This window comes from Nocardia aurea, assembly GCF_003123685.1.
Taxonomy (GTDB): domain Bacteria; phylum Actinomycetota; class Actinomycetes; order Mycobacteriales; family Mycobacteriaceae; genus Nocardia; species Nocardia aurea.
Genome location: NZ_QCYJ01000103.1, coordinates 417,984 through 432,513, shown reverse-complemented (window position 1 = coordinate 432,513; position 14,530 = coordinate 417,984). Strand labels below are relative to the sequence as shown.

General features: G+C 68.3%; 11 protein-coding genes. 2 read left to right on the top strand and 9 right to left on the bottom strand.

Annotated elements, in window-relative coordinates; all coding sequences use genetic code 11:
• Positions 1 to 4 precede the first annotated feature (4 nt).
• Positions 5 to 1,636, bottom strand: coding sequence for an MFS transporter (locus tag DAT37_RS23125; protein ID WP_109526913.1), 1,632 nt, complete (start codon positions 1,634 to 1,636; stop codon positions 5 to 7).
• A 96-nt stretch (positions 1,637 to 1,732) separates the two neighbouring features.
• Between DAT37_RS23125 and DAT37_RS23120 the strand changes: the two genes are divergently transcribed.
• Complete coding sequence (locus tag DAT37_RS23120) at positions 1,733 to 2,575, top strand: META domain-containing protein (protein WP_109526912.1); 843 nt, start codon at positions 1,733 to 1,735, stop codon at positions 2,573 to 2,575.
• A 492-nt stretch (positions 2,576 to 3,067) separates the two neighbouring features.
• On the opposite strand, the gene tpiA is transcribed toward DAT37_RS23120, so the two are convergent.
• The 8 genes from tpiA to DAT37_RS23080 form a co-directional block, all read right to left on the bottom strand.
• The gene (tpiA, locus tag DAT37_RS23115; RefSeq protein WP_109526911.1) at positions 3,068 to 3,850 is read right to left on the bottom strand and encodes a triose-phosphate isomerase; all 783 of its coding nucleotides are present in this window, start codon (positions 3,848 to 3,850) and stop codon (positions 3,068 to 3,070) included.
• A complete protein-coding gene (locus tag DAT37_RS23110) occupies positions 3,850 to 5,082 on the bottom strand; it encodes a phosphoglycerate kinase (protein WP_109526910.1) in 1,233 nt (410 codons plus the stop codon). The genes tpiA and DAT37_RS23110 overlap by 1 nt, the downstream gene beginning before the upstream one ends.
• 3 nt (positions 5,083 to 5,085) lie before the next feature.
• Entirely contained in the window at positions 5,086 to 6,105 is a 1,020-nt protein-coding gene (gene gap, locus DAT37_RS23105; protein ID WP_109526909.1) for a type I glyceraldehyde-3-phosphate dehydrogenase, read from the bottom strand.
• 207 nt (positions 6,106 to 6,312) lie between these two features.
• Positions 6,313 to 7,290: a DNA-binding protein WhiA gene (gene whiA, locus DAT37_RS23100; RefSeq protein WP_198654415.1), complete on the bottom strand. Its 978-nt coding sequence runs from the start codon at positions 7,288 to 7,290 to the stop codon at positions 6,313 to 6,315.
• Positions 7,287 to 8,333, bottom strand: a complete 1,047-nt coding sequence (locus DAT37_RS23095) for a gluconeogenesis factor YvcK family protein (protein WP_109526907.1) — start codon at positions 8,331 to 8,333, stop codon at positions 7,287 to 7,289. The genes whiA and DAT37_RS23095 overlap by 4 nt, the downstream gene beginning before the upstream one ends.
• A complete protein-coding gene (rapZ, locus tag DAT37_RS23090) occupies positions 8,330 to 9,277 on the bottom strand; it encodes an RNase adapter RapZ (RefSeq protein WP_109526906.1) in 948 nt (315 codons plus the stop codon). The genes DAT37_RS23095 and rapZ overlap by 4 nt, the downstream gene beginning before the upstream one ends.
• 115 nt (positions 9,278 to 9,392) lie before the next feature.
• Entirely contained in the window at positions 9,393 to 11,435 is a 2,043-nt protein-coding gene (gene uvrC, locus DAT37_RS23085; RefSeq protein WP_109526905.1) for an excinuclease ABC subunit UvrC, read from the bottom strand.
• Between the two features lie 74 nt (positions 11,436 to 11,509).
• Positions 11,510 to 11,926: a hypothetical protein gene (locus tag DAT37_RS23080; RefSeq protein ID WP_157978627.1), complete on the bottom strand. Its 417-nt coding sequence runs from the start codon at positions 11,924 to 11,926 to the stop codon at positions 11,510 to 11,512.
• A gap of 648 nt (positions 11,927 to 12,574) precedes the next feature.
• Here DAT37_RS23080 and DAT37_RS23075 point away from each other — a divergent pair.
• Positions 12,575 to 14,524, top strand: a complete 1,950-nt coding sequence (locus tag DAT37_RS23075; RefSeq protein WP_198654390.1) for a gamma-glutamyltransferase family protein — start codon at positions 12,575 to 12,577, stop codon at positions 14,522 to 14,524.
• Positions 14,525 to 14,530: the final 6 nt, after the last annotated feature.

Below are 14,530 nucleotides of genomic sequence, written 5' to 3'. Positions count from 1 at the left end.
GCGCCTAATGGACCCGGCCGGGCGGTCTGTAGGGCTCGACGGCGACCAGGTGGGTGATCTGCTCCGCACCGACGGTGAACCGCACGACATCCTGTTCCCTGAGCTGATCCTGCGCGGTCAGCCGCACCTGGTGCTGATGCATGTGCTCGGCCCAGGACCGCACGACGAACGCCTCCACGTACCGGTCGAGCACGCCGACATCGCGGTAGAGCCGCCATTCCATGGCGCCGGTGCGCTGGCGGGAACGGCCGAGGAAGGCCATGGCCGCGAGGAATTCGTCGGCGCGCTCGGCGGGCACGTCGTAGGTGCGCAACACCATGACCGGCCCCTCCTCCGGATCCGGCTCGACCACCAGCTGCGGCTCGGGCCAGAACGCCGACGGCGTCAGATCCAGTTCCTCGGCGTTGTGCCGGATCGGTAACCACACGCTGCTCAGCGCGCTACCGGCGAGCAGCGCGACGGCGATCAGCAATGCCGACACGGTGCCGAGCGCTCCCGCGACCAGCCCCCACAGCAGTGATCCGATGGCTTGGCCGCCCATGAAAACCAGCAGGTAGACCGAGAGCCCGCGAGCGCGCACCCACGCGGGCAACAGCAGTTGCATCGTGGAATTCATCGTGGACATGGCGAGCAGCCAGGCCAGGCCCGCGCCGACGAGCAGCACCAGCACCAGCGGCACCGAATGCACCAGCGCGGCGCCCGCCGTCGCGACGCCGAACAGGACCGAGGCCGTGGTCAGGCGCTGGGTCGGGGTGAGCAGGGTGCGGATCCTGGACAGTCCGAGCGCGCCGAGTACCGCGCCCACACCGAGCGCGCCGAGCATCAGCCCGTAGCCGGACGCGGACAGACCGAGTTCGTCGCGGGCGACCACTGGCAGCAGCGCCCACAGCGCGCTGGCCGGGGCGATGAACAGGATCGAACGCAGCAGCACCCGCCGGATGGCCGGGGCGGCGCGGATGAACCGGGTGCCCGCCTGGAGCGCCGCCAACGGCCGTTCGCTGGGCAGTGCGCGATCGGTGCGAGGTCGCCGCCAGAACAGCAGTACCGCGACGATGCCGCCGAAGGACACCGCGTTCAGCGCGAAGACCAGTGTCGGTCCCGATATCGAGACCAGCACGCCCGCGATGGCAGGTCCGACCGCGCGGCCGATATTGATATTCATACTGCCGAGCGCGGCCACGGCGACGATCTGCTGACGCGGGACCAGTTCCGGTTGGATCGCCTGCCAGGCCGGGGCGGTGAGCGCCTGCCCGCAGCCGAGCAGGAACAGCAGGGTGAGCAGGATGGCGGGAGTGGTGTGCCCGGACGCGGTGGTGATCGCCAGTATCGCGGCCAGCACCGCCATCGCCGATTGCGCGCCGAGCAGCAGCCTGCGCCGGTCGACGAGATCGGCGATCACCCCGGAGGGGATGGAAAGCAGCATCACCGGGAGGGTGATCGCGGTCTGCACCAGGGAAACCAGCGTCGCGGCGTTCGGTTCGTCGACCAGGATCCACTGCGCGCCGACGGTCTGCATCCAGGTGCCGAGATTCGAGACCAACTGCGCGATCCACAACGCCCGGTAGATCGGCGTTCGCAGCGGCGCCCAGGTGGACAGTGGGCTCGGCGCGTCGGCTGTGGTCACTCGCCAGAGCATATCCCGCGCCGAAACGGGTCAGGGTCGCCAGACCGGCCGGTCTGCATCTGGCGCGCCCTCCGCGACGCGGCCGGTCGCGTGGCTACCATCGGCCCCATGTCCTTCGCTCGTCTCGCACCGCTGTTGCTGCTCACCGCACTCGCGGCGGTCGGCTGCTCGGACAACGACCCGGATTCGGCATCGTCGTCCTCGACACCGCCCTCGACAGCGACGACGTCGGCCGCGCCGACCACGAACACCTCGGCTTCCACGCCGATGGGACATACCTACGTCTCGACGACCGTGCAGGGCACGCCCATCCCCGGCGACGGCCCGCTGACCCTGACCTTCACCGACAACCGCGTCAGCGCCTACGCGGGCTGCAACACCGCGTCGGGATCGGTGACCTTCGACGGCGACGTCCTGCGCGTGGGCGACCTCGCCAGCACCCTGATCGGCTGCCCCGAACCGCAGGCCGGCGCCGACCAGTGGATGAACACCCTGCTGACCGCCGCCCCCACCTGGCGGCTCGAGGGCACCACCCTGACACTGCGGGACAAGGATCAGACCGTCACCCTGGTCGACAGGAAGGTCGCCAGCCCCGACAAACCGCTGAAGGGCACCGACTGGGTGGTGACCGAGATCATCACTCGAGATGCCCGCACCACGTCGCAAACCCTCGCCGAGACCAGGCCGACGCTGCTGATCGCCGAGGACGGCACCGTCTCCGGCACCACCGGCTGCAACAGGATGACGGGCACCGCCGACATCGACCCCTCGGGTTCACCGGTCACCTTCCGGCTCGCGACCACCAGGATGGCCTGTCCCCCGGAGGTCATGGAAGTCGAATCCGCCGTCCTGTCGGCACTGGACGGCACCGCGACCGCCGATATCGACGCCGACACCCTCACCCTGCGCAACAAGAACAACGACACCGGCTTGGTACTCCACGCGACGTAGCCTCGAAACCACGCTTCGCGCGTAGCCCGGAACCCCACGTTTCGCGACGAAGCCCGAAACCCCCACATCCGCAACGAAACCCGACCCGCACGTTCGCGGCGTAGCCCCGAAACCCCATTCAGGGCGTAGCCCGGAAGTCCCCGTTCACAACGAAACCCGAAATCCCCATTCACGGCGTGGACCCCGAAACCCGTTCACGGGCATAGCCCGCCAACCCACGTTCACAACGTGCCAGGCGATGACGGCCGATCGCCGGATCGCCGACTGCCGCCGTAGTCGATCCGACGCGAGACCGTACGCAGCGCCCGGGCATCAGAGCGCCGGAGGAGCATTTCGCTGCCTGAGCATTTCGCTGTCACCGCCGAAACCTGCCCCCCACGTTCGCGGCCCGTCTCGCGTCCGAGGGGTCGAGGCGAAGCGACGCAGTCGCCAGCTTCGCCCCCTCGGACGCGAGACACAGGGGGGCCGCGAACCCGCGGCCCCGGCCGCCAATTACAGGGGCCCGCCTGCGGCGATGGCCGACAGGGTGGCGAATTCGTCACCCTTCAGCGATGCGCCGCCGACAAGCGCGCCGTCGATATCGGTCTGACCGACCAATTCGCCGACGTTCTTGGCGTTGACCGAACCGCCGTAGAGCACTCTGACCTCGGCGGCGATTTCCGGCGAGGCCAGTTCGGCCAGTTCCTTACGGATGGCGCCGCAGACTTCCTGCGCGTCGGCGGGCGTGGCGACCTTGCCGGTGCCGATCGCCCAGACCGGTTCGTAGGCGATGACGACCTTCGAGATCTGTTCGGCCGTCAGACCTTTGAGCGAACCGCGCAACTGCTCGAGGTTGTACTCGACGTGGGTGCCCGCCTCGCGCACGTTCAGGCCCTCGCCGATGCACACGATCGGGGTGATCGCGTACTTCAGCGCCTGTTTGGTCTTGGCGAGCACGGTGGCGTCGTCCTCGAGGTGGTATTGCCGCCGCTCCGAGTGGCCGACCACCACGAAACTGCACCCCAGTTTGGCGAGCATGGCGCCGCTGATCTCGCCGGTGTAGGCGCCTTCGTCGTGGGTGGAGACATCCTGCGCACCGTAGGTGAGCAGGAGTTTGTCCCCTTCGACGAGGGTTTGCACGCTGCGCAGGTCGACGAACGGCGGAACGACCGTCACGTCGACCTTGGCGAAATACTTCTCCGGCAGCGCGAAGGCGATCTTCTGGACCAGGGCGATGGCCTCGAGGTGATTGAGGTTCATCTTCCAGTTGCCCGCGATGAGCGGTTTACGTGCCATTATTCGGCCTCTCCCGCTGTGTCTTCGAGAACACTGATGCCGGGCAGTTCCTTACCCTCGAGGTATTCGAGGGAGGCGCCACCGCCGGTGGAGATGTGCGAGAACCCGTCTTCGGGCAGGCCGAGGGTGCGCACGGCCGCGGCCGAGTCACCGCCGCCGACGACCGTGAACGCGCCCTTGCCGGTCGCGACGACGATCGCTTCGGCGACGCCCCGGGTGCCCGCGGCGAACTTCTCGAACTCGAACACGCCCATCGGGCCGTTCCAGAACACCGTCTTCGCCTCGGTCAGCAGCGCGGAGAACCGGCTCACCGACTCGGGGCCGATGTCCAGGCCCATCCAGCCGTCGGGAATCTTGTTGGCGTCGACCACCTTCGATTCCGCGTCGGCGGCGAATCCGTCGGCCACCACGATGTCGCGCGGCAGATGGATGACGTCGGCGTAGCGATCGAGCAGTCCCTTGCAGGTGTCGATCATCTCGTCCTGCTTGAGCGAGTTGCCCACCGAGAAACCTTGCGCGGCAAGGAAGGTGAAGCACATGCCGCCGCCGATCACCAGTGTGTCGACTTTGGGGGCGAGCGCCTCGATGACGGCCAGCTTGTCCGAGACCTTGGACCCGCCGAGCACCACCGCGGACGGTCGCTGCGCTTCGGCGGTGAGCTTGGCCAGCACCTCGATCTCGGCCGCGACCAGCGTGCCCGCGTAGTGCGGGAGCAGCTGCGCGACGTCGAATACCGACGCCTGTTTGCGGTGTACGACGCCGAAACCGTCGGAGACGAACGCGCCGTCCTCGCCGACCAGTTCGACCAGGGCCGCGGCCAGCTTCGCCCGCTCGGCGTCGTCCTTGCTGGTCTCGCGCGGGTCGAACCGCACGTTCTCCAGCAGCAGCACGTCACCGTCGGTGAGGCCCTCCGAGCGCGACAGCGCGTCGTACCCGACGACGTCGCCCGCCAGCTGGACGTTGCGCCCGAGCAGTTCGGCCAGCTTCACCGCGACCGGCGCCAGCGAGAACTTCGGATCCGGTTCGCCCTTCGGGCGGCCCAGATGCGCCGTGACGACCACCTTCGCGCCGGCCTCGACCAGCGTCTTCAATGTCGGCACCGACGCGGTGATGCGCCCGGGATCGGTGATCTGTCCGTTGTCGTCGAGAGGGACGTTCAGATCGGAGCGCACGAGTACGCCCCGACCCTCGACACCCTCCGCCAGGAGATCCTGGAGTGTCTTGACGCCCATATGTCAGAGCGACTTGCCGACGAGACCGATGAGGTCGGCGAGGCGGTTGGAGTAGCCCCACTCGTTGTCGTACCAGGAGACGACCTTGACCTGGTTGTCGATCACCTTGGTCAGCGGCGCGTCGTAGATCGACGAGTGCGGATCGGTGACGATGTCGCTGGACACGATCGGGTCCACGTTGTACTTCAGGATGCCCTTGAGCGGGCCCTCGGCGGCGGCCTTGTAGGCGGCGTTGATCTCGTCGACGGTGGCCGACTTGCGCAGCGTCGCGGTGAGGTCGGTGACCGAACCCGTGGGGACCGGCACGCGCAGGGCGTAGCCGTCGAGCTTGCCCTGCAGCTCCGGGAGCACCAGGCCGATGGCCTTGGCGGCTCCGGTGCCGGTGGGCACGATGTTCAGCGCGGCCGCGCGGGCGCGACGCAGGTCGCTGTGCGGGGCGTCCTGCAGGTTCTGGTCCTGGGTGTAGGCGTGGATCGTGGTCATCAGGCCACGTTCGATGCCGAACTCGTCGTTGAGGACCTTGGCCAGCGGGCCGAGGCAGTTCGTGGTGCACGAGGCGTTCGAGATGATGTTCTGGCTGCCGTCGTACTGGTGATCGTTGACGCCGAGGACCACGGTGAGGTCCTCGCCCTTGGCGGGGGCGGAGATGATGACCTTCTTGGCGCCCGCCGCCAGGTGGCCCTTGGCCTTGGTGGCGTCGGTGAAGATACCGGTCGACTCGACGACCACGTCGACGCCGAGGTCGCCCCACGGCAGCGCCGCCGGGCCCTCCTTGATGGCCAGCGCCTTGATGCGCTGGTCACCGACCACGATGGTGTCCTCGCCGTCCAAGGACACGTCCTGCGGCAGCCGGCCGAGGATCGAGTCGTACTTGAGCAGCGTGGCGAGAGTCGCGTTGTCGGTGAGGTCGTTGACCGCGACGATCTCGATGTCGGTGGTGCCGAGCGCCTTCTGCGCCTCCACCGCCCGGAAGAAGTTACGTCCGATACGACCGAAGCCGTTGATGCCTACCCGGACAGTCACGTTATCGCTCCTCAGCTTTCAAGCGGATTCATTCCGATGCCCCACTCACCCTAATGCCCTGCGCCGATCTCCCCGACATGCACCTGGCATTCATGAGCTCGCACGACGCGACCGCAACACCGACGAAACACGACCGGCCGGGCGCGCCGCGTGTTCTCACGGTGTGCCCGGCCGGTCGTGGCAATCGGTGTGCTGAACGCGGCGCCGCTACGCCTCGTCGAGTAGTTCGGCGGTGACCGCGGATTCGGTATCCGGAATGCCCAACTCCTTGGCACGCCGGTCCGCCATCGACAACAACCGCCTGATCCGGCCCGCGACCGCGTCCTTGGTCATCGGCGGATCGGCCAGCTGACCCAGTTCCTCCAGCGACGCCTGCCGGTGCTGTACGCGCAGTTTGCCCGCGGCGGCCAGATGGTCGGGCACGTCCTCGCCGAGAATTTCCAGCGCACGTTCCACCCTGGCGGCCGCGGCGACCGCGGCACGGGCCGAACGGCGCAGATTCGCGTCGTCGAAATTGGCCAACCGGTTCGCCGTCGCCCTGACCTCGCGCCGCATCCGGCGCTCCTCCCAGGTGAGCCGGGTGTCCTGCGCGCCCATTCTGGTCAACAGCGCGCCGATGGCCTCACCGTCGCGGACCACGACCCGGTCGGTGCCGCGCACCTCGCGGGCCTTGGCCGTGATGCCGAGCCGTCGCGCCGCGCCGACCAGCGCCAACGCCGCCTCCGGACCGGGGCAGCTGACCTCGAGCGCCGAGGAGCGCCCGGGTTCGGTGAGCGAGCCGTGCGCGAGAAACGCACCGCGCCAGGCTGCTTCGGCGTCGGCGATACTGCCGCCGACCACCTGCGCGGGCAATCCGCGCACCGGACGGCCGCGCACGTCGAGCAGGCCGGTCTGGCGCGCCAGCGCCTCGCCCTCCTTCGACACCCGCACCACGTACCGCGAGGTCTTGCGCAGGCCGCCCGCTCCGAGTACGTGTACGTCGGACCCGTACCCGTACAGCTCGAAGATCTCCCGGCGTAGCCGTCGCGCGATGGATCCCATATCCACCTCGGCCTCGACGATCACCCGCCCGCCGACGATATGCAGGCCGCCGGCGAACCTCAGCAACGCGGACAACTCCGCCTTGCGTGAACTCACCTGCGACACCGTGAGCCTGCTCAACTCGTCTTTCACTTCGGCTGTCATCGCCACGAGACGCGCTCCTTTCCACCCAACCCGGACCGCACATCCGCGCCCATGTGCCGTCCCTCGACTCGAAGCCCTGCCATTTGCGGCCGAGGTTGCCGGATCAGGTGATCCAGTGCGGCGGCGAGCTTTCCGGGGTCATGCCGGGCCGTCCCCGCTTCGGCGACATCGCTGAAGGTTACCCGGGCCCGCAACTGTTCGGCAGCCCTGGCCACATGTTCGCGTTCCCGACCCTCCGGAACGCTGTTCGCGTCGACCAGAACTTCGTCTACCACGAATTCCGGTGCGTGCTGGGACAATACGTGCAGGTGTCGCTCGGCGGAGAAGCCCGCGGTCTCGCCGGGCTCCGCCGCGAGATTCAACACGAGGACTTTTCGCGCTCGCGTGTAGACCAGCGCGTCGCGCAGCTCGGGGACGAGCACATGCGGAATCACGCTGGTGAACCACGAACCGGGGCCGAGCACAACCAGATCGGCGTGCTCGATCGCCGAGGTCGCCTCCGTGCTCGCGGGCGGGTCGGACGGGATCAGCCTGACTCGGCGCACCTTGCCCGGCGTCGTCGCCACCGCAACCTGTCCGCGAATGCAGCGGCTCACCCGAGGATCGGCCTCGAGTCCGGAGACGTCGGCCTCGATGTCGAGCGCGATCGGCGACATGGGCAGCACGCGGCCGGTGATGCGCAGCATCTTGGCGACCTCGTCGAGCGCCGCGACCGGATCGCCGAGCACCTCGGTGAGGCCGGCCACGATCAGGTTGCCGACCGAATGTCCCGCCAGCGCGCCGGTCCCGCCGAAGCGATGCTGGACGGTTTTCGTCCACACGCCGTCGGGGTCCTCGGCCAGCGCGGCGAGCGCCATCCTCAGGTCACCCGGCGGTAGCACGCCGAGTTCCGCGCGTAGCCTGCCGGAGGAACCGCCGTCGTCGGCGACCGTGACCACGGCGCAGATCTTGCGCGTCAACCGGCGCACCGCCGTCAACGTCGCGTACAGGCCGTGCCCACCGCCGAGTGCGACGACGGCGGGATTCGATTCCCACCCCGTCATTCGCGCCCCAGATCCCGATGCACGATCCGGACCACATCCGCGGAACCGTCCGATTCCCCGCCGATCGCCTCCCCCAGCGCCTCGGCTATCGCCACGCTGCGGTGTTTGCCTCCGGTGCAGCCCACTGCCACCGTCATGTATCGCTTCCCCTCTTGGCGGTAACCATTCGTCGTCAGATCGACCAGGTGGCGGCAGGTACTCAGATAGTCGGCCGCGCCGGGACGCGACAGCACGTACTCGCTGACCACGGTGTCCTGTCCCGAATGCTCCCGGAGTTCCGGAATCCAATGCGGATTGGGTAGAAAACGCACATCCAACACCATGTCGGCGTCCAACGGAACCCCGTATTTGAAACCGAAGGACTGCACGGTCAACTGGAGAGCGGCAGGCGCGCCGCCGCCGTATGCCTCCTCCATCTTCCTGTGCAGTTGGTGGATCGATAGTTCGGTGGTGTCGATCACCAGATCGGCGGCGGTCTTGACCGGGGACAGCCGGATCCGCTCGGCGGCGATACCCGCCGACAACGTACCGTCGGCGCTCTCGCTCTGCAGCGGATGACGCCGCCTGGCGAAACCGAAGCGCCGGATCAGCACATCGTCGGACGCCTCGAGGAACAGCACCCTCGTGCGCACGCCAAGGGCGCGCAACTGCTCGATCACCACCGTGAGATCGTCGGTGAAGAATCTGCTGCGCACGTCCATGACCAGCGCCAACCGGGTTATCGGTGGCTCGGCCGAGACACCGAGTTCGACCATGCGGCCGAATAATTCGGGTGGCAGATTATCGGTGACATACCAGCCCAGGTCCTCGAGCACCCGCGCGGCTGTACCACGGCCCGCACCGGACAACCCGGTAACGATGACGACCTCGACCTGCTCTTGGAACCGGTTACCCGCGACCTGCCGCGGGCTGCCCGCACTATTGTTCGATTCGACGCGTGTCATGTCCTACCGGATCTGTGTTTTGGGGGCCTCTCGATCATCCCGCACCGGGTTCCGGTATCGGGCGCAGACACACAACGTACGCGATACCGGGGCCGCGGGTGCACCGATGTGCCCGCTAGGTCTCCCGCAATGCCGCGAGGACGGCCTTCGCGGTTGCTACGCCGATGCCCGGTACCTCGGTAATCTGTTCCACCGTCGCCTCCTTCAGCTTGGCCACCGACCCGAAATGGGCGACGAGCGCGGTCCGGCGCGCCGCACCGAGCCCGCGCACCGAGTCCAGCGCCGAAGCGGTCATCCGGCGCGAACGTTTGCTGCGGTGGAAGGTGATGGCGAAACGGTGCGCCTCGTCGCGGACCCGTTGCAGCAGAAACAGCGCCTCGCTGTTGCGCGGCATGATGACCGGATCCGGCTCGCCCGGCACCCACACCTCCTCCAGTCGCTTCGCCAGACCGATGACCGCGACGTCGGTGATGCCGAGTTCGTCGAGCACCTCCGCGGCCGCGGCGACCTGGGGCGCGCCGCCGTCGACGACGTACAGGTTGGGCGGGTAGGCGAATTTGCGGGGACGACCGGTGGTGGGATCGATCCCGGGACGCGCGACGAGGTCGAGGCCCTCGTCCTCGACGCCTCCGGCGACGTTCGGATCGAGGTCACCGGAACCGGCGGCGTCGAGTTCGGTGCGCTCGGCCTCGTCGCGCTCGCGGCGCAGACGCGCGAACCGACGACGGGTCACCTCGGCGATACTGCCCACGTCGTCGGAGCGGCCGTCTCCCGCGGCCTCCTTGATGGTGTAGTGCCGGTATTCGGATTTGCGGGCCAGCCCGTCCTCGAAGACGACGAGCGAGGCCACGACATCGGTGCCCTGTACGTGGCTGATGTCGACGCATTCGATCCGCAGCGGCGCGCTGTCGAGTTCGAGGGCGTCCTGGATGTCCTGGAGCGCGGCCGACCGCGATGTCAGATCGCCCGCGCGTTTGAGTTTGTGCTGTGCCAGCGCTTCCTTCGCGTTGCGTTCCACGGTTTCGGCGAGTGCCTTCTTGTCCCCGCGCTGCGGCACCCGTAGACGCACCGCCGAACCGCGCAGGCTGCCGAGCCATTCCTGGAGCTGGTCGGCGTCGGCGGGCAGATCGGGGACGAGGACCTCGCGCGGCACCACCGCCGCGGGCTGTTCGTCGGGACTCTGGTCGACGTAGGAGGCCTGCTCGCCGTAGAACTGGGTGAGGAACTGTTCGACCAGCGCGGCCATCTCGCCGCCGCCCTCGGGCGCGTCGACGGCGTCGCCGGATTTGTCCACCACCCAGCCGCGCTGACCGCGCACCCGGCCGTCGCGCACGTGGAAGATCTGGACCGCCGCCTCCAATTCGTCGGTGGCGAAGGCGATCACGTCGGCGTCGGTTCCGGTGCCGAGTACCACCGCCTGCTTCTCCAGCGCGCGGCGCAGCGCCTGCACATCGTCGCGCAGCCGCGCGGCGGTCTCGAAATCCAGTTCCTCGGCGGCGTCGTGCATGCGGCGCTCGAGTTCGCGGACCATCCTGTCGGTGCGTCCGGCCAGGAAGTCGCAGAAATCCTCCACGATCCGGCGGTGCTGCTCGGCGCTGACCCGGCCGACGCAGGGCGCCGAGCATTTGTCGATATAGCCGAGCAGGCACGGACGCCCGATCTGGCTGTGCCGCTTGAAGACTCCGTTGGAGCAGGTGCGGGCCGGGAAGACGCGAAGCAGCAGATCGAGGGTCTCCCTGATGGCCCAGGCGTGCGCGTAGGGCCCGAAATAGCGCACACCCTTCTTCCTGGCGCCCCGATAGACGAACAGCCGCGGATACTCCTCGTTCAAGGTCACCGCGAGCACCGGATAGGACTTGTCGTCGCGGTACCTGACGTTGAATCGCGGATCGAATTCCTTGATCCAGTTGTATTCGAGTTGCAGCGCCTCCACCTCGGTGGAGACGACCGTCCATTCCACGGCCGCCGCGGTGGTGACCATCTGCCTGGTTCGCGGATGCAGCGACACCACGTCGGCGAAGTAGGAATTCAGCCTGCCGCGCAGGCTCTTGGCCTTACCGACGTAGATGACCCGACCGTGTGCGTCCCGGAATTTGTAGACACCGGGTTGCACCGGAATCGTGCCCGGCGCGGGACGGTACGTCGCTGGATCTGCCACCGGACAAGCCTATCGACGCGGTCCGACAGCCCCCGCGTCGGCGGCGGACCCACCCGCCCGATCCGGTCGGCGCGTCAGCCCTGTCCGTCGTCGGTGAACCACGCCACGGCCTGCGGACGCCGCAGCAGGTAGATCAGCATCGCCGAAGTACCCCACACGTAGAGCACGGTGAGCACGACGATCACCCCGAGGTCGGTGGCGCCGATTATGTGCAGGCCGAGCAGGATCTGCACCGCGGCGAGCACGAGCACGCTCTTGCGCAGCGACGCGTCGCCGGAGCGGAAGCCGAGTGCGAGCAGCCCGATCAGCAGACTCGGCGCGAAATGCAGTGCCGCGGTGACGGCGGCCTCACTGCCGAGCGTGAGCCCCAGCGCCGCCGGGTAGAGAATCCCGAATCCGGCCAGTCCGAGCGCCGCTTCGCGCGCTTCGCGCACGGGGCCCGGCATCGGTACCGCCGAATGGAATCGAGCGGAATCTGTGAAAGTAACCACGGGCAACTCCCAGTTCGAATACGCCCCCTCGGACGCACGAGACGGAACGCTAATTCACATCCCGCGTCCGGACATGATAGTCCGCTACAGTGTGATCCAGCTCACTTTTTGAGGAGATTGCGTGCGGGATCGACGCCGGACCTGCATGAATCCGCGCACCGATGTCGGGGCCCCCACCGCGCCGACGCGAGTGGACCGTCCGCCGATCAGCGGCCAGGAAGGGCGCATACCGTCAACATCCGGCATCGGCCACGACAAGGATTCCGGCCGAACTCGCGCCTCGCGCACGCCGCCAACGCTCGACCTCGTGCACGACCGACGACACTCGACATCGCATCCGGCGGACAACACTCGACATCGCGCTCGACTTCCCGGGACTGTGCCGCCCGGGTGATTCCGGCGGACGAACGGGTATCCATGTTCGGAACCGCCGAGCCTCCGAGCTCCGGAGACCACGAGCCGTCCCCGCCCACCCCGAGGATCTGTCACATCCGACGGCGGCGCGCAGAAGGATGAGAACTGATGTCGCACAGATCAATTCGCGTCACACCGCGACGTGCGGCCGCGTGCCGCGCCGGGTTCGCGACCGCGCCCCGGAATGCCGCCGAAAGCGACGCCCCCACCGGGAGCGGCGGTTACAGTCGGGGGATGACGCGAGCACGGCACGCCTGGACCGGGATGACGGCGGCCACGCTGCTCACCGTGGGACTGCTGAGTGGTTGTTCCTCCGAGGACGATTCGGCGGCCGAATGCGTCGCGACACCGAACGGCACCCCGGTGTCGGCGGCGCCGTCGGCGGGCGGGGCGAACACCTCGACGAACATCAGCACCAATCCCGAGATCGCCTCCGGGTACCGCTCCGGGATGAGCGCGGTGCGCACCGGCAGTTTCGCGGTCTCCACCGCCAACCCGATCTCGACCAAGGCCGCCTGCGAGGTACTGCGCAGCGGCGGCACCGCCGCGGACGCGCTCGTCGCCGCGCAGACGGTCCTCGGATTGGTCGAACCGCAGGCCTCGGGGATCGGCGGCGGCGCGTTCCTGCTCTACTACGACGCCGCGAGCCGCGATATCGTGGCCTACGACGGCCGCGAGACCGCGCCCGCCGCGGCCACCGAGAACTACCTGCGCTGGGTCAGCGACACGAACCGGACCGAACCCGCGCCGAACACCCGGGCCAGCGGACGCTCGATCGGCGTGCCCGGAGTGCTGCGCATGCTCGAACAGGCGCACGTGGAACACGGCAAACTCACCTGGCGCGAACTCTTCGATCCGGCGGTCGGGCTGGCCGACCGGGGTTTTCCCATCGGCGCCAGGCTCGCGGGCCAGATCGCCGAATCGGCGAAGGATCTCGCCGGTGACGACACCGCGAAAGCGTATTTCCTGAATCCCGACGGCAGCCCGAAAACCGTCGACACCATGCTGACCAATCCCGCGATGTCGAAAACCCTCGGCGCCATCGCCTCCGAGGGCGCGCAGGCCTTCTACACCGGCGCCATCGCCCAGGACATCGTCGCGGCCGTCGGTTCCGGCGCGGGCGGACGCACCCCGGGACAGATCACCGCGGCCGATCTCGCCGGATACCAGGCGAAGAAGCGCACCGCGCTGTGCACCGAATACCGGGGACGCGAGATCTGCGGGATGCCCGCCCCCTCCTCCGGCGGATCGACGGTCGCCGCGACGCTCGGCATCCTGGAGAATTTCGATCTCGCCGCGCTGCGCCCCGACGGTGTCGACGCGAACGGCGGTAGGCCGCGCGCCGAGGCGGTACATCTGATCTCGGAGGCGGAGCGACTGGCCTACGCGGACCGCAACAAATATGTCGCCGACACCGATTTCGTGCCACTGCCGGGCAATTCGGCCCAATCACTGGTGAACAAGGACTACCTGAGGCAGCGGTCGGGGCTGATCGGCCTCGGACGCAGTATGGGCACCGCGCAGCCGGGCGATCTCGGTCCGGTCCCCCTCGGCGTCGGCCCGCAACCGCCCGAGCACGGCACCAGCCATATCTCGGTGGTCGACAAATACGGCAACGCCGCGGCGATGACCACCACCGTCGAATCGGCCTTCGGCTCGTTCCACATGGTCGACGGTTTCGTCCTGAACAATCAGCTCACCGACTTCTCCGCCGATCCGCTCGGCCCCGACGGCATCCCGGTCGCCAACCGGCTACAGCCGAACAAACGGCCGCGCAGTTCGATGAGCCCCACCCTGGTCTTCGATCGCGCGCCCGACGGATCACGCGGTGACCTGACCTATGTCACCGGCTCCCCCGGTGGCTCGGTCATCATCCAGTTCGTGGTGAAAACACTGGTCGGCATGCTGGATTGGGGTCTGGATCCGCAGCAGGCCGTCTCGGCGGTATCGTTCGGCGCGGGCAACGGCCCGGCCACCGGGGTCGGCGGCGAACATCCCGCCATCGACGCCTCCGACAACGGCGATCACGACCCGCTGGTGCGGCGATTGCGGGAATTGGGCCATCAGGTGTCGGTCGCCCCACAATCCAGCGGTCTCAGCGCCCTGCACCGGAACGGCACCGGCTGGATCGGCGGCGCGGACCCCCGCCGCGAGGGTGCGGTGCTCGGCGACAGTCCGCGCTGACCCCGA